This window comes from Bacillus sp. Marseille-P3661, assembly GCF_900240995.1.
Classification (GTDB): Bacteria; Bacillota; Bacilli; order Bacillales; family Bacillaceae_J; genus OESV01.
Window position 1 is genome coordinate 1 of sequence record NZ_LT965955.1, and the last position, 16,305, is coordinate 16,305.

A 16,305-nucleotide genomic window follows, 5' to 3' on the forward strand; every position below is an offset into this window, starting at 1 on the left:
CCGCCGCTGAATCAGAGGAGCAAGCTCCTCGTCATCCGCTCGACTTGCATGTATTAGGCACGCCGCCAGCGTTCGTCCTGAGCCAGGATCAAACTCTCCGAAAAGGGTTTGATTGCTCAAACTTAAAACTGACTTGGTTGTTGAACGTAGTTCAACTTGTTTTGCACGCTTGACATTTTGTTTAGTTTTCAAAGAACATTTTTAGCGACAAAAGTTATTTTAACATAACTCACGACCGCTGTCAATAACTTATTTTTTCGTTGCAGTCAATCTCTTTAACAGCAACTTTTATATATTATCACGTTTAACTTTTTCCGTCAACACTTATTTTTCATAAGAGTATATCTCTTGACGACGAATTCTAATATACCAATTATTGATGAGAAGATCAAGTTCTTTTTAAAGATATTTTATTAATTATAGCACTTTAATACCGTAAGCACTTCCTATGAATCATATAACGAAACTCCACCTTTGATAATATTAACTATTGTTTGGAATGTTATGCATAAAATAAGGGACCGCTATCCTTGGCAGTACATTCAGAATTCCAAAAACACTTTTTTCTAAATGTTACTCCAAAAAATAGTAGGCCCCTATAGAATTTCAAAGAAATATTAATCTCTGTGGCGCATTAGCGGGAATAATAAAACATCACGAATAGAAGGAGAATTCGTTAACAACATTACTAGACGATCTATTCCTATTCCAAGACCCCCTGTTGGCGGCATACCATATTCTAGCGCCTCTACAAAATCATCATCCATCATATGCGCCTCATCATTACCTTGCGCTCTTTCTAGTAGTTGCGCTTCAAATCTTTGCTTTTGATCGATTGGGTCGTTTAATTCAGTAAATGCATTGGCATGTTCTCTACCTACAATAAACAATTCGAATCGGTCGGTAAAGCGTGGATCCTCTTCATTTTTCTTTGCTAACGGTGATATTTCAAGAGGATGCCCATAAATAAACGTCGGTTGAATTAACTTTTCCTCAATTTTCTGCTCAAAGAATTCATTAACAACATGACCGAATGTCATAGTTTCGGTAATTTCAACATTGTGCTCTTTAGCCAGTTGGCGCGCTTCCTCATCTGTCATCTGTCTCCAGAAATCAACACCCACATATTGCTTTATTGCATCTACCATATGTAGACGAGTCCATTCTGGTTCAAGATTCACTTCATGATCGCCATAGTTAACAGTTGTAGTACCTAATACATCTTTCGCGATATGTGCAACTAGATTTTCAGTTAAATTCATAATATCACGATAATCAGCATACGCCTCATATAACTCTATCATAGTGAATTCGGGATTATGACGTGTTGATACACCTTCATTTCTGAAAACACGACCTATTTCATAAACCTTCTCCAAGCCGCCTACAATTAACCTCTTAAGGTGTAGTTCAATAGCTATACGCATATATAGCTCCATATCTAAAGCATTATGGTGAGTAATAAACGGTTTAGCTGCTGCCCCACCCGCTATAGAGTGCATCATAGGTGTTTCTACTTCTAAATAACCACGATCATCTAAATAACGTCGCATAGATTGTAATATCTTACTACGTGCTATGAACGTATCACGGCTATCTAAATTCATAATTAAATCTAGGTAACGTTGACGATAGCGTTGTTCAACATCTTTCAAACCATGAAATTTTTCTGGCAGCGGACGAAGAGATTTTGTTAGAAAGGTAAACTCAGTCACCTTAATAGATAATTCTCCAACCTTAGTTTTAAATACTTGTCCCGTAACCGCAATAATATCACCAAGATCTGCTTTATCAAAAATATCGTATTGCTCATCCCCAACTGCATCTTGACGAACATATATTTGTATTTGTCCATGTAAATCTTGAATATGTGCGAAACCAGCTTTACCTTTACCGCGCTTTGTCATAATACGACCAGCAATTGTTGCAACACTTGCCTTTTCGTCTAACTCTTCTTTAGTTAGTTCACCATATTGGTTTACTAAATCCTGTGTAGAGTGACTTCTATCAAAACGTTTTCCAAATGGGTCAATCCCTTTTTCCTTTAACTGGGACAGCTTTTCCCTTCTTACCTTCAATAGATCATTTAACTCTTCATGACTCACTTAAATCAACTCCAAACTAAATTTTTCAATATTAAAAAACTAACACTCTAAAATTGCTACCTCTGAACGCATGGATACTGTTAAAACACAAAACATTATGTATTATTTTAGTCTACTTTATTTTAACAAAAAACTGCCAGTCGAAACTGGCAGTATTGAAAATTATCTCACGGGTATTATATGGGACAGCTACAATGTTGTCAAATAAATTTATACAACCTTCAAGTCTATTATTTCGTCTTGTTCTAAAAATGATACGTATTGCTCCAATAAGGATATAAGATCAGCTCTTGTATTACACTCATTTATGGAGTTACGAACCTTCGCATTTCCACGAATTCCTTTTAAATACCAAGCTGCATGTTTTCTCATCTCCATTATAGCTACTTTTTCGCCTTTTAATTCAATTAAGCGATCAGCATGCAGAAGACACACGTCAATTTTCTCTTTCGGTGTAGGTTCACCCATTAACTCGCCAGTTTCTAGATATTTAACAGTACGGTAAATTACCCAAGGATTTCCTAATGCAGCACGGCCTATCATTACTCCATCACAACCTGTTAACTCTAACATCCGCTTTGCATCTTCAGGCGTTTGAACATCACCATTACCAATAATAGGTATATTAACAGATTCCTTTACTTGCTTAATAATATCCCAGTTAGCATGCCCTTCATACATTTGAACACGCGTTCTACCGTGTAATGAAACAGCTTTCCCTCCAGCCCGCTCAACTGCTTGGGCATTTTCAATCGCATAAATATGGTCTTCATCCCAACCCATACGCATTTTTACTGTTACAGGTAAATCCACCGCATCAACTACAGAAGCTACCATTTCGTAAATTTTATTTGGATCAAGCAGCCACTTTGCACCTGCATCAGCCTTCGTTATTTTAGGTACAGGGCATCCCATATTTATATCAATGATATCCGCGTTTGTATTTTGCTCTACAAACTTAGCAGCATTTACTAATGTTTCTTTCTCACCGCCAAAGATTTGCAAGCTTAATGGTTTCTCTCGTTCATCCATATATAACATATTTAACGTTTTCTCATTTTTATGGAGGATTGCTTTGTCACTTACCATTTCGGCACACACTAACCCTGCACCAAACTCTTTAACTGTAAGACGAAAAGCAGAGTTACAAACTCCAGCCATAGGCGCTAGGACAACAGGGTTTTTCATTGTTATATCGCCGATTTTTAGCACTAGATTCACCTCTTTACTAATGATATTATAACGTTTTTTCAACAACTGTAAAAGCTACCTTCTCTTTTGGTTGAAAGACAGCTATTCCCTCTTTATCCGGTAAATCTCGAGTATCTATATGATATTTATCGATAAGTCCCTCGTTTATCTCTAACAAAGGAATGATAACAAACGCTCTTTCAAACATTCTTGGGTGTGGAACAATTAACTGCTCCGACTCTATATTTTCATCATTAAAGAGCAAAATGTCAAGATCTATTGTACGCGGACCCCATCGCTGCTCTCTTTTTCGACCAAGAGCATTTTCTATTTCCTGGGTAACTTCTATCAATTCATAAGGATTTAATGTTGTATTCAAACAAAGGACCATATTAAGAAAATTAGGTTGATCCGTGAATCCCACTGGTTCCGTTTCATAAATTGAAGAGTAAGCTACTACGATAACACCTGGATTTTTATCCAGTAATTTAATAGCACTCTTTATATAGTCGAGCCGATCACCTTGATTTGTACCGAGCGCAACGTAAACTTCGTTCTTCATATTCATACTACTCTACCTCTTTTAATTTCTACCGCAACAGATTCGTAATAACCGGGAATTGGAGGGTCTGGTTTAATAATAGTAACCGTGCAGAACAAAATCGTTTCAAACTGTTGTAATAATGCAGTCGCTACTTTCTCAGCTACTGTTTCAATTAGCTTAACAGGCTTACCCTCCACTATATCTCTAATTGTAGAGTACACCTCTGCATAATTTACTGTCTCGGATAAATCATCTGTTTGACCTGCCTTTGCAAGATCAAGCTCTAAAACTATATCAACGATAAAGCGTTGTCCTAATTTATTTTCTTCCTGAAATGCACCATGATAACCATAGAAAGTCATCTTATTTAAATAAATTTTATCCATGCTTTACCACTCTTTTTCCTAACATAGCATCCATCATTCGGGCCATTCTTGTCATTTCTTTTACATCATGAACTCGGACCATATGACAGCCTCTTTCAATGCCTAAGCAAACAGTTGCTCCAGTGCCTTCCATGCGTTCCTCTGGCGGTAAATCTAATGCTTGGCCAATCATAGATTTTCTCGAAGTAGCTAAAAGCACTGGGTATCCCAATTCAACCAGTTTATTTAAATTGCGCATAACTTCTAGGTTTTGCTCAAATGTTTTACCGAACCCTATACCTGGGTCAAGGATAATGTTTTCATCTTTTACACCGGCACTTTTTGCTATCTGTATACTTTCTAGTAAATCAGATTGTATGTCCTTCATCAGATTTTGATAATTTGTGTTATCCCGATTGTGCATTAGAATGATAGGTACATCAAGGTGTGCCGCTACAGATGCTATTTTAGGATCGGCCTTAGCTCCCCATATATCATTAATTATATGTGCACCTGCCTCTATAGATTGACGGGCTACCTCTGATTTATATGTATCAATTGATATTGGCTTATTAACTTTTTTAGATTGCAGGGCTTCGATTACTGGTAAAACACGAGCTAACTCTTCTTCATCCGATATTTTCTCGTAACCCGGCCTTGTTGATTCACCACCTAAATCAATTATGTCTGCACCATTTGAAATCATACTTTCGGCATGGCGTACAGCTGTTTCTATATTTGTATACCTTCCTCCGTCTGAAAAAGAATCCGGGGTAACATTAAGAATTCCCATGATCCACGTTTTTTCGTTCATATCCAGCATTTGATTTCCACAACGTACGTGTAAGGATTTCATTTGTACATCCATCCAATCTCTTAGAGTACTTCCGCCTTTGACCATAATTTCTTTTGCTTATAATACTGATACAAATCTGAAACCTTATTTGTAATACTTCCTTTTCCACCTGGCAGAACCTGTCCGTTTATTCCTATTAAAGGTACAACTTCTTGAATAGAATTTGTTACAAACGCTTCATCACAATCAATTAAAGTCTCCTTTTCATAATAGCCTACTTCGTATTTAATATTTAGCTTTTGTAATAACGTTAGAACAAATTCGCGTGTTATTCCATTTAGTAACCCCGTTCCGCTATCAGGAGTATAAACTACTCTATTCTTAATCCAAAAGATATTCGAAACAATACCTTCACATACAAAGCCCTGTTCATTTAAAAAAAGGCCTTCTTTTGAAGAATCGTCCCCAATCTCACGTTTGGCAAGGATATTATTTAAATAATGGTGGGATTTCAATCTATAGGAGCCTTCCGGTGTGTTTCTTCTAGTTCTTAACAAAACCGCTTCTTTTTCAAGCATATGACTTTTAGCTAAGGGCTTTATGTAGATGATGGTTGTAGGAGACTCGTAAGCTCTTGTTTGGAGCCCAACCTCGCCAGTTCCTGCCGAAACATTTAGTCTTATGTAGGCATGCGAAAGACCATTTGCCTTAAGCAACTGGTCTAACACACTTACTATTTTATTCGTATCATAATCCCACTTTATATTTAACTCTACTAAGCCTTTTTTCAGGCGATGAATATGGTCTTCTAGCAAAAATGGATGCCCTTCATCTACTCGAAAAGTTTCGAATAAACCAAGTCCATACATAAAACCATGATCAAAAGGGGAAATTTTCACTAGATTTTGATCAATTATTTCACCATTTATATAGACGTACATTTATTATCTCCATATGAATTAATAAAATTTTGAAGCATCTCTTTACCAAAAGACGTAATAATCGACTCGGGATGAAATTGTACACCTTCAATAGGAAGTTCTTTATGCCTTATAGCCATAATTTCATCCTCTTTAGTCCATGCTGAAATTTCAAAACAATCTGGCAATGTTTCCTTTTTAACTATCAACGAATGATATCTAGTTGCTGTAAACGGGTTATTTAAACCGGAAAAAATGGTTTTGTTGTCATGATACATCTCAGAAGTTTTACCATGCATTAGTCGCTCTGCTCGAACAACATCTCCTCCAAATACTTGGGCAATTGATTGATGACCAAGGCATACTCCGAAGATTGGAATTTTTCCAGCGAAGGCACGTATGGCTTCCATACTAATTCCCGCTTCATTTGGACTGCATGGACCTGGAGAAATCATTAAAAATTGTGGGTTTAACTCCTCAATTTCAGCAATGGTTATTTCATCATTTCTTTTCACAACTAGCTCTTGACCTAATTCCCCTAAATACTGTACTAAATTAAACGTAAATGAATCATAGTTATCAATCATTAAAATCATTCCGCTCACCTCTGCTCAGCTATTTCTTTTTTTAAAAGATTATTTTGAAAATGCTTTCCTAGTTAAATCCAGGTTAAAACATTGCTCACTTAATTCTTTCGCCTTCCACAATGCTTTTCCCTTCTTTAATGATTCATTGTACTCTGCTTTTGGATTTGAATCAACTACTATTCCTGCTCCAGCTTGTACATGACACATATGATCTTTAACAATCATGGTTCGAATTGCGATATTTAACTCCATATCTTCACTAAAACTGATCCATCCTATCGATCCAGTGTACAATCCTCTTCTCACAGGTTCCAACTCTTCAATAATTTCCATTGTCCGAACTTTAGGCGCCCCCGTAATTGTACCACCTGGGAATACTGCTTCAATGATTTCATATGGACCTTTACTTTCATCCACCTCTCCTATTACATTTGAAACAATATGCATTACATGTGAATAACGCTCAATTACCATAAACTCATTCACTTGAACAGTACCAAACTTACAGACACGTCCTAAATCATTTCTTTCAAGATCAACAAGCATTACATGCTCTGCTTTTTCCTTTTCGTTTTGAATAAGTTCCTCTGCTAATTTTGTATCCTCTTCATCATTCGCTCCACGAGAGCGCGTCCCTGCGATTGGACGAGTGCTTACTTTATTGCCCTTTTTCTTAATAAGCAATTCAGGTGAACCACTTACAATTTGAAACTCAGGAAATTGAATGTAAGCCATATATGGAGAAGGGTTGATTTCTCTTAGTTTTTTATAAATTTCAAAAGCAGATGTAAGTAATGGTTCAGACTGACGAACAGACAGATTCACTTGAAATACATCACCGTCTGTTATATAGTCTTGTATTTTTGTTACTGATTCTATAAATCTATCTTTAGAGAATAAAACTTCCCTTTGTCCATCATTTCTACTTAAGTCATTTAAATTAGCGTTATACTCTTTATGATGTGTTCCATCTTGATTTATCCAAAACTGCTCAAAAGCTTTTAATTTTATTTCTGCATCAGCTAGCTGATTATCTATGTAATGGGTCATTAACCATAATGAACTATCGTGATGATCAAATACAACCAAATCATCGTATACATAGAAGTATAAATCAGGGGTTTCTAAATCATCTTTTGCTATTGACGGAATTTCCTCTATACATCTAACATAATCGTAGCTGATATAACCTATTGCACCACCCTGAAATTCTGGGTATTCCGGAACAAATTCCGTTTTGAAGTATTTCATCCACTCCTTCATGATAATTAAAGGTTTACCTTTATGTATTTCCTTATTGCCATCAAACTCGATAATTACCTCATTATCCTTTCCTTTGATAACAGCTATAGGCTCAAGGCCTAATATGTTATAGCGCCCATCTCGCCCACTTTCTAACAGAGCATGGTGTGGGTATTTTCTAGATGCATCTTCATACATATCAAACCATTTTTCGATACTGTATGGAATTTTTTTAGCAAGACATTTCCTGCTTTTCATTCTTAATTTCACTATGTCACTCCTCTAATGATGTTTATGTTAAGTATATGAAAATTCAGGTTAATACAAAAGTAATTTCTTTAACAGATATCCCGTTACTTGCTAAAAGACAATCTAAAGATGTCTCTTCAGTATATATTACAGAAAAACAGCCCTCTTTATACAAAGAGGGCTGTTTAAGATAAATTAGTCTTCAAATTGATATAATGGAGTACTTAAATAACGTTCTCCGTTACTAGGCAATACCGCTAATACTTTCTTACCTTTTCCTAGCTCTTTAGCAATCTTTAGGGCAGCAAATATAGCAGCACCTGAAGAAATACCGCCAAGGATTCCTTCTTCACGCGCAGCACGGCGTGCATATTCAAACGCTTCTTCATTTTTTACAGTAACTACTTCATGGTATACGTCAGTATCTAAAATAGCTGGCACGAATCCTGCTCCAATACCTTGGATTTTATGAGGGCCTGGTTTTCCACCTGATAATATTGCTGAATCAGTAGGTTCAACCGCATAAATTTTAATACCAGGGTAGTTTTCCTTTAACACTTTTCCTGCACCAGTAATAGTACCACCAGTACCAATACCAGAAATGAAGGCATCTAGCTGATCGCCCATTTGTTCAACAATTTCTTTACCTGTTGTTTGACGGTGAACTTCCGGGTTAGCTGGATTTTCGAATTGTTGTGGCATAAAATAGCCGTGTTCCTTCACAAGCTCTACCGCTTTAGCAATTGCCCCTTTCATACCTTCTGCACCTGGAGTAAGCACTAATTCTGCTCCATATGCACGTAATAAATTACGGCGTTCCATACTCATTGTATCAGGCATTACTAATACAGCTTTTAATCCCTTAGCAGCAGCAACCATTGCTAAACCAATCCCTGTGTTCCCACTTGTTGGTTCTACAATTGTGTCACCTTCTTTTAATTCACCTTTTTCGATAGCTGCATTAATCATCGCAAGCGCAATTCGGTCTTTTACAGAACTACCTGGGTTCATATATTCTAACTTTAAATAAACATCTGCACTATTCTCATCTGTTAAACGGTTTAGCTTAACAATCGGTGTAAATCCTATTAATTCCTCTACTGAATTGACTACTCGCATTTCATCCACTCCAATACCAAGTATTTTTATTGGTTTTAAAAGATTTAATATCTAAAACGTACCAAGTTTTCTGCAAATTGTCAATTAATTTAACTTAGTTTTCATAAAAGTTAATATAATACTTCTACCCCAAGTTCCGACCAAAGATTTTCCGGGGAATAATTGCCTTCTGTTTGTTGGAGAGCCATTTGTCGGCGTATTTGATCTTTTACTTCTGAAAAAGTGTAGTTTTTACCCTCTACAGCATCCTGTAAAAATAAAATCACAAAACCTTCCTCGGTTTTAAATGGTTGTCTGCTCCATGTTCCAACGTTCATGTTTTTTACTTGTTCAATATATTCAGGTGGAACATAATCACTATTTTCTGAGACATAGCCTACGTTTCCGCCTTGACTGGCAGAAAAAACATCAATTGAACGTTCCATTGCAAGTGCGTTAAATTCTGAGCCATTATTTAATTCTTTAATTACCGAGCTAGCCTCCTCTAAAGAGCTAACTACAATTTTTGCTAAATGGTAAGATGAAGGAAGATTATAAAGCTGCTTATTTTCCTCGTAATAGGCTTCCAACTCAGTTTCTGAAATCACTACATCCTTTGTCAACAGCTCGTCAAGTAGAAGCGAATACTCAATTTCCTTTTTCCAATCCTCTTCATTAACTGTCGGGGTATTATCAAAATTATCTGAGGCAATTCCTTTTAAAAAGTTCATTTCTCTTTCTATCTCTTGATCTGAAATCGTGATGTTCTCTTTATCCGCTAATTGAAATACAACTTCATGATTAATTAAGTTTTTTAGCATATTCATACCATAATTATTCTCTAGCTGACTCATTAAATCAGAGTAATAAATCTTTTTATCTCCTACTGTTGCAATAATTCGGTTTTCATGTTGATTTCCGGAAATATTTGACCCGGTAGTTTCCATTGCTGAATTCTTATACTTTTGCATAGCGTTTAAAGTAAAACCGTTTGTTATAAGAAGGATTAAAATTATTCCCCATAAAATATTTTTATTCAAAGTATCCCCCCAATTTCTCCTCTACCAGCATATGTAGATAAACTCGAACCCACTAGGTATATTAAATGCCAAATTTGCTACACATAACAAGACAGGCCGTGGAGTGGGCAATATTTAAGGCACTTTCGCTGTTCGGTTTGTCCAGCTACAGCGCCTAGCCCCTCGGGGTCAAATATCCTTCCTCCTTCGGAAGTCTTTCGACTTCTTCGTCGGAAGAACATTTGCCTGTCGGGGCTGACCAAGGCGCATTCGCTTTTCGATTTAAAACTTTGTTTTTTCGTAGAGCTCTCCCAATTCTTCTTTCGAGAAATGATATTTTTCATTGCAAAAGTGGCATTGCGCTTCAGCTTTGCCATCCTCCTCAATCATATCTCTGATTTCATCAGCGCCCAAACTGATCATAGCATTCTCTATTCTTTCTCGGGAGCAAGGACAAGTAAACGAAACTGGCATTTTTTCAAGTATCTTAACTTCCCCTAACAACTTTTCAAGAATCTGTTCTGGTGTTAAGCCATCTTGAATCAATCTAGAAATAGGTGGTATCGTTTGGATTTGCTTTTCAACTTTATCAATAGTCTCATCATCAGTTCCAGGCATTAATTGAATTACAAAACCACCCGCGGCTAATATGGATGAATCCGGATTCACCAATACCCCAACACCTACAGCTGAAGGTATTTGCTCAGATGTAGCGAAATAATAGGTGAAATCCTCACCTAGTTCTCCTGATACAATTGGTACCTGCCCGGTGAAATGATCCCGCATTCCCAGGTCTTTCACCACTGTTAAAAATCCATCTGTACCAACAGCACGTGCAACGTCCAATTTACCATGTGCATTTAAATCAAAGTGAACATGGGGATTTGATACATACCCCCGTACCTCTCCTTTAGCATTCGCATCTACTAAAATTGAACCAATCGGACCTCCACCTTCAATCTTAACGGTAATCTTATTATCACCCTTTAACATTGCCCCTAACATTGTGGTTGCCATCATTGAGCGGCCTAAAGCTGCTGATGCAGTTGGCCATGTATCATGGCGTCTTTGTCCCTCACCAACCATTTCCGTAGCAGTAATTGCATACGCCCTTACTTGACCATCATACGCTAAAGCCTTTATTAAATAATCAGACATCTATTGTTCTCCTCTCATTTAACTGATTACGTAAAAATATTATGTATAGCCCCTTTAAAGTTAAAAATGAATCAACAGTATCAATTACATTAGACTCACTAGCAATTAAATTAGCCAATCCGCCAGTAGCAATAACTTTAGGTTCTACAGAAGATTCCTCTTTCATCCTTTTTACAATACCCTCAACTTGTCCTACATAACCATATAAAATACCAGCCTGCATAGCATGAACTGTATTTTTTCCAATTATCCCTTGGGGTCTTGCTATTTCAATACGGGGCAATTTAGATGCTCTCGTATATAACGCTTCAGTGGAAATACCAATTCCAGGCGCAATAGCTCCCCCCATATAGTGTTTATCCTCATTAATATAGCAGTATGTAGTCGCTGTACCAAAATCAACAATGATTAATGGTGCTCCATATAATTGTATTCCTGCTACAGCGTTCACAATACGATCTGCGCCTACTTCCCGGGGATTTTCGTATTTTATATTAAGTCCTGTCTTTATTCCAGGGCCCACAATTAGCGGACTTATTTTAAAGTACTTTTCACACATTCTTTCTAGTGCAAACATGATAGGCGGTACTACAGACGAAATTATAATGCCCGTTATATCCGAGAAATGAATATTCTCATACTCAAACAGTGACTTTATCGTCATCGCATATTCATCTTCAGTTTTAGTCCTGCTTGTTTCAATTCGCCAATGATATTTAAGCTCTTCACCTTCAAATACACCCAACACTGTATTTGTATTACCTACATCAAAAACAAAGATCATTGTTATCACCCTATAAACTTTTATTTTTTAGAATTGTAATGTTAAACCAACGCCTATGTATGTTAAATATCCACACTATAATATCATAAAAATTGTTTTTCAAACTTAGTTTGCATCATAAAAGTACAGGAGCTTTTTTAAACTGATAAAAATAGGATGCCACAACGGGCATCCTATTATATAATCTTACTCTTTTGTTTCGTCTTCTTCCTTCTTACTGCTAATATTCACTTTTACATCATCATTTGACTCTATAGTTGATTCCTTTGTCAAGGATACCTTTTCACTTTTACCATTAGGAAGTGTACCATGATCGAACAAATGCTTAATTTGTTCAGCATCCAATGTTTCAATTTCTAATAGAGTTTTGGCAATTAAATGATGTTGCTCTGAATAGTCGGTAAGAATCTTTTTAGCCTTATCATAACATTCTCTAATGATACGTTGAATTTCCATATCAATATCATGAGCGATTGCATCACTATAGTTTTGTTCACTATTGATGTCACGTCCAAGGAAAACTTGACCACCTGATGCCTGGCCAAATTGCATTGGACCTAATTTATCACTCATACCATATTCTGTAACCATCTTTCGAGCAATATTTGTTGCTCTTTGGAAGTCATTATGCGCACCTGTACTTACTTCACCAAGCACCAATTCCTCTGCAACTCGACCACCTAATAAACCTGTAATTTTATCAAGCAATTCTGGCTTTGTCATAAAATAGCGATCTTCTTTTGGCAACATAACTGCGTAACCACCAGCTTGACCTCGAGGGACAATCGTTACTTTATGAACCATATCTGCTTCATCCAACACTACACCGATAATTGTATGACCAGCCTCATGGTAGGCAACAATGTTTCGTTCCTTCTGAGAGATAACCCTACTCTTCTTTGCAGGCCCTGCAATAACACGATCAATTGCTTCATCGATATCTTCAGAAGTAACTTGTTTTCGATCAAATCTGGCAGCTACTAGGGCCGCTTCATTGAGAAGGTTTTCAAGATCAGCACCAGAAAATCCCGGTGTTCGAAGCGCAATTGTCTTTAAGTTTACATCGTCAGCAAGTGGTTTATTTCTAGCATGAACGTGTAACACTGCTTCACGCCCTTTTACATCCGGGCGATCTACTGTTATTTGACGGTCGAAGCGACCAGGACGTAGTAAAGCAGGATCTAGAATATCTGGGCGGTTTGTAGCAGCGATAATAATAATACCTTCATTAGCGCCAAAACCATCCATTTCAACTAGTAATTGGTTTAGTGTTTGTTCACGTTCATCGTGACCCCCACCTAAACCAGCCCCACGTTGGCGACCAACCGCATCTATTTCATCAATAAAGATAATACAAGGTGCATTCTTTTTTGCATTTTCAAATAAATCACGAACACGGGATGCACCCACCCCTACAAACATTTCCACGAAGTCCGAACCACTAATTGAGAAGAACGGAACACCCGCTTCACCTGCAACAGCACGAGCTAACAATGTTTTACCAGTACCCGGAGGACCAACAAGGAGAACACCTTTAGGAATACGAGCACCTAATGCTGCAAATTTTCGAGGATCCTTTAAGAACTCTACAACCTCAACAAGCTCTTGCTTTTCCTCATCTGCTCCAGCTACATCTTTAAACTTAACTTTTTTCTTTTCTTCACTATATAATCTTGCCTTACTTTTACCAAAGTTCATTACACGACTTCCGCCGCCTTGCGCTTGGTTTAATAAGAAGAAGAACAAGATAAATATAATGATGAACGGAATAATAGATGTGAAGAATGTGACCCATCCACTTGTTTCCTCTGCTGGTTCAATCACCACTTCTGCGTTTGTTCTTAAGACTTCTAAGAAATCAGATGCGGCTTCAGTTTCCAATACAAATGTAACGAAAAACTGACCTTCTTCATAATTGCTTAACTGACCTCTTATTTCATAAACTCTTCGTTCTGGCTGAATCGAAAGAGACTTAATATCTCCATTCTCCAGGTGAGTCATGAATTGGTCATACGTTAGCGTTTCGGTTTGTTGGTTATTACCATTAAAAAAGCTAACAACACCGATTACGACTAAGAAAATTAATAAATAAAAAATTGTATTACGGAAGATCCGATTCATTCCTTACCTCCTCCCACGGGCAAACAAACTATAGTAAATGGTACCATATATAGTAAAAAAAACACAACAAATTACATCTGTATTTGCAATTTTGGTTGAATTTTATCATTGAATATTAATAAATTAAATTACTCCTCAGCTTTTCCCTCATAAATAACAGGTTTTAGGACACCAATATACGGCAAATTCCGATATCTTTCGGCATAATCCAACCCATAACCAACGACAAATTCATCAGGTACTTCAAAACAAATATGGTCTGCATAGAGATCAACCTTACGACCTGCTGGTTTATCCAATAATGTGACAATCTTAATTGACTTTGCCTTTCGATAGCGGAAAAGGTCAACAAGATATTTTAATGTTAAACCGCTATCAATTATGTCCTCGACAATAATTACGTCACGACCCTCTACCTGTGTATTAAGGTCTTTAATGATTTTTACTTCACCTGATGAAACGGTTGATGCCCCATAGCTGGAAACATCCATAAAATCCATTTCCAAGTGAATATCCATTCGTTTTATAAGGTCACTCATAAATGGCATAGCACCTTTTAAAACTCCAATTACTAATGGGAACTGATCTTTGTATTCCTCAGATAAAATGCCACCAAGCTCTCTTACCTTTTGTTGAATGTCATCTTCTGCGATTAATATCTTCTGTATATCCTGGTTCATTTCTGTTCCTCCTGAGTTATTCGTTGTATGAGTGAAATTGTAATAATAAGTATTGATGATCGGTTCCATCAACCACATCTTTTCGGCCTATAAAATCGGCTGACTTTTTTAATTGTGGTAACCAAAGAATGCATCCATTGCTATCTTCAACAATCGGCCAGCTGTCTCTGAGTTCTCTTGGGATTTTTTCATCAATAAAAATAGTTTTAATCTTTTTCGTCCCTTTCATTCCAGAAAGGGTCATGCGGTCTCCTTGACGCCGAGTACGTATATGTAATGGCAAAGAAATTCCCTTACTATCACAAAGGAAGTAATCCATTCCTTTTACTTTTTCCGGAACTTCGGACACCCATTCAGCTTCGATTAAATATTTACCATTTACTAAAATTTCCCCAGGTATTGATAAATTATAATAATATGAGTCCACGTTTTGCATTTTCTTCTCAAATGCCATTGAACATTGTTGATATGAACGTCTTACAATTAATCCTTTTGGAAAATTTAATTGACCTGAAGGGTGGTCATTATCGAGTAAAGATAAAACTTGATTAATATGTATTGTAGTAACATTAGAAGGAATATCTTTATAGAGATAGTTTAATATTAGTTGAATACACCTTCTTTGTAAAGAAATAGGCAAGCTAATTATAACATTTATTGAAAAAATTATCTCCATTTCCTCTTTATGGATAATGCACTTTGCTAATTCCTCTTCTGCTAACCTTTCTAATAATTGATGGTCCTCGGTAAGCATTTGACTTAATGTTTGAAAGCGTTCAGCCACATTAGGGTTTTCTTTCCTTAAAAACGGCAATACGTGATGTCTAAATCGATTTCTTTGATAATCATCCTTTTCATTGCTTGGGTCTTCCCGATAAGATAAGTTCGAAAGCACAACATATTGTTCAATTTCACTTTTAGTAAGACATAAAAACGGCCGAATAATCATGCCATGTTCAAATGGTCGTTTTAAAGGGATTCCTGCTACAGCCTGCCCATAACTTCCTCTTACCATTCTCATCAGCATCGTTTCAATTTGATCATCTCCATGATGCGCTAATGCTAAATAACGGCCGTGATATTTATGAATTACTGTTTTATAGAACTCGTAGCGGCATTCCCTGGCTGCTGCCTGCGAGCTGATTTGCTTAGCAGCTGCAAATTCAGGAACATCCATGGACACCCCTTCAAACTCAATATTTAACTTTTTACAATAGTCTTGCACAAACAATAAATCATCTTTGGATTGTTGGCCACGAAACATGTGGTCTACATGCGCAACAACAATTTTAAGTGACCATATTTCCCGCTTTGTCCATAGATAATGGAGCAATGCTATTGAATCAATACCACCCGAAACACCTACAATAATTGTTGACCCTTTTTCTAATAAATTGTAGCTGTTAATAAAATGATCAACCTTTTCTAGCTTCATTATGACTCGTC

Annotated in this window: 15 protein-coding genes and 1 rRNA gene; all 16 read right to left on the reverse strand. The window is 36.8% G+C overall.

Going from position 1 to position 16,305, the window contains the following annotated elements:
- Positions 1 to 104, reverse strand: a 16S ribosomal RNA gene (locus tag C1724_RS17030); the annotation flags it as partial.
- A gap of 513 nt (positions 105 to 617) precedes the next feature.
- On the reverse strand, positions 618 to 2,105 hold the full coding sequence (gene lysS, locus C1724_RS17035) for a lysine--tRNA ligase (protein WP_102347974.1): 1,488 nt from the start codon (positions 2,103 to 2,105) through the stop codon (positions 618 to 620).
- Positions 2,106 to 2,315: 210 nt separating this feature from the next.
- On the reverse strand, positions 2,316 to 3,317 hold the full coding sequence (dusB, locus tag C1724_RS17040; RefSeq protein ID WP_102348349.1) for a tRNA dihydrouridine synthase DusB: 1,002 nt from the start codon (positions 3,315 to 3,317) through the stop codon (positions 2,316 to 2,318).
- 25 nt (positions 3,318 to 3,342) lie between these two features.
- Positions 3,343 to 3,858: a 2-amino-4-hydroxy-6-hydroxymethyldihydropteridine diphosphokinase gene (gene folK, locus C1724_RS17045; RefSeq protein WP_102348350.1), complete on the reverse strand. Its 516-nt coding sequence runs from the start codon at positions 3,856 to 3,858 to the stop codon at positions 3,343 to 3,345.
- A gap of 2 nt (positions 3,859 to 3,860) precedes the next feature.
- Entirely contained in the window at positions 3,861 to 4,226 is a 366-nt protein-coding gene (gene folB, locus C1724_RS17050) for a dihydroneopterin aldolase (protein WP_102347975.1), read from the reverse strand.
- Positions 4,219 to 5,061: a dihydropteroate synthase gene (gene folP / locus C1724_RS17055; RefSeq protein ID WP_102348351.1), complete on the reverse strand. Its 843-nt coding sequence runs from the start codon at positions 5,059 to 5,061 to the stop codon at positions 4,219 to 4,221. The genes folB and folP overlap by 8 nt, the downstream gene beginning before the upstream one ends.
- 20 nt (positions 5,062 to 5,081) lie before the next feature.
- Positions 5,082 to 5,942, reverse strand: coding sequence for an aminodeoxychorismate lyase (gene pabC, locus C1724_RS17060; protein WP_102347976.1), 861 nt, complete (start codon positions 5,940 to 5,942; stop codon positions 5,082 to 5,084).
- A complete protein-coding gene (gene pabA, locus C1724_RS17065) occupies positions 5,927 to 6,517 on the reverse strand; it encodes an aminodeoxychorismate/anthranilate synthase component II (protein ID WP_102347977.1) in 591 nt (196 codons plus the stop codon). Before pabA ends, pabC begins: the two co-directional genes overlap by 16 nt.
- Before the next feature lie 39 nt (positions 6,518 to 6,556).
- Entirely contained in the window at positions 6,557 to 8,008 is a 1,452-nt protein-coding gene (locus tag C1724_RS17070) for an anthranilate synthase component I family protein (protein ID WP_102348352.1), read from the reverse strand.
- A gap of 186 nt (positions 8,009 to 8,194) precedes the next feature.
- Complete coding sequence (cysK, locus tag C1724_RS17075; RefSeq protein WP_102347978.1) at positions 8,195 to 9,118, reverse strand: cysteine synthase A; 924 nt, start codon at positions 9,116 to 9,118, stop codon at positions 8,195 to 8,197.
- A gap of 110 nt (positions 9,119 to 9,228) precedes the next feature.
- Entirely contained in the window at positions 9,229 to 10,137 is a 909-nt protein-coding gene (locus C1724_RS17080) for a peptidyl-prolyl cis-trans isomerase (protein ID WP_102347979.1), read from the reverse strand.
- A 261-nt stretch (positions 10,138 to 10,398) separates the two neighbouring features.
- Positions 10,399 to 11,274, reverse strand: coding sequence for an Hsp33 family molecular chaperone HslO (gene hslO, locus C1724_RS17085; RefSeq protein ID WP_102347980.1), 876 nt, complete (start codon positions 11,272 to 11,274; stop codon positions 10,399 to 10,401).
- Positions 11,267 to 12,058 carry a type III pantothenate kinase gene (locus C1724_RS17090; RefSeq protein WP_102347981.1) on the reverse strand — a complete coding sequence of 264 codons (792 nt, stop codon included), beginning with the start codon at positions 12,056 to 12,058 and terminating at the stop codon, positions 11,267 to 11,269. The genes hslO and C1724_RS17090 overlap by 8 nt, the downstream gene beginning before the upstream one ends.
- A 186-nt stretch (positions 12,059 to 12,244) precedes the next feature.
- The gene (gene ftsH / locus C1724_RS17095; RefSeq protein ID WP_102347982.1) at positions 12,245 to 14,179 is read right to left on the reverse strand and encodes an ATP-dependent zinc metalloprotease FtsH; all 1,935 of its coding nucleotides are present in this window, start codon (positions 14,177 to 14,179) and stop codon (positions 12,245 to 12,247) included.
- Between the two features lie 128 nt (positions 14,180 to 14,307).
- Positions 14,308 to 14,859 (reverse strand): hypoxanthine phosphoribosyltransferase, encoded by a 552-nt coding sequence (hpt, locus tag C1724_RS17100; protein WP_102347983.1) that lies wholly within the window; start codon positions 14,857 to 14,859, stop codon positions 14,308 to 14,310.
- Positions 14,860 to 14,875: 16 nt separating this feature from the next.
- Positions 14,876 to 16,294, reverse strand: coding sequence for a tRNA lysidine(34) synthetase TilS (gene tilS, locus C1724_RS17105; protein WP_102347984.1), 1,419 nt, complete (start codon positions 16,292 to 16,294; stop codon positions 14,876 to 14,878).
- Positions 16,295 to 16,305: the final 11 nt, after the last annotated feature.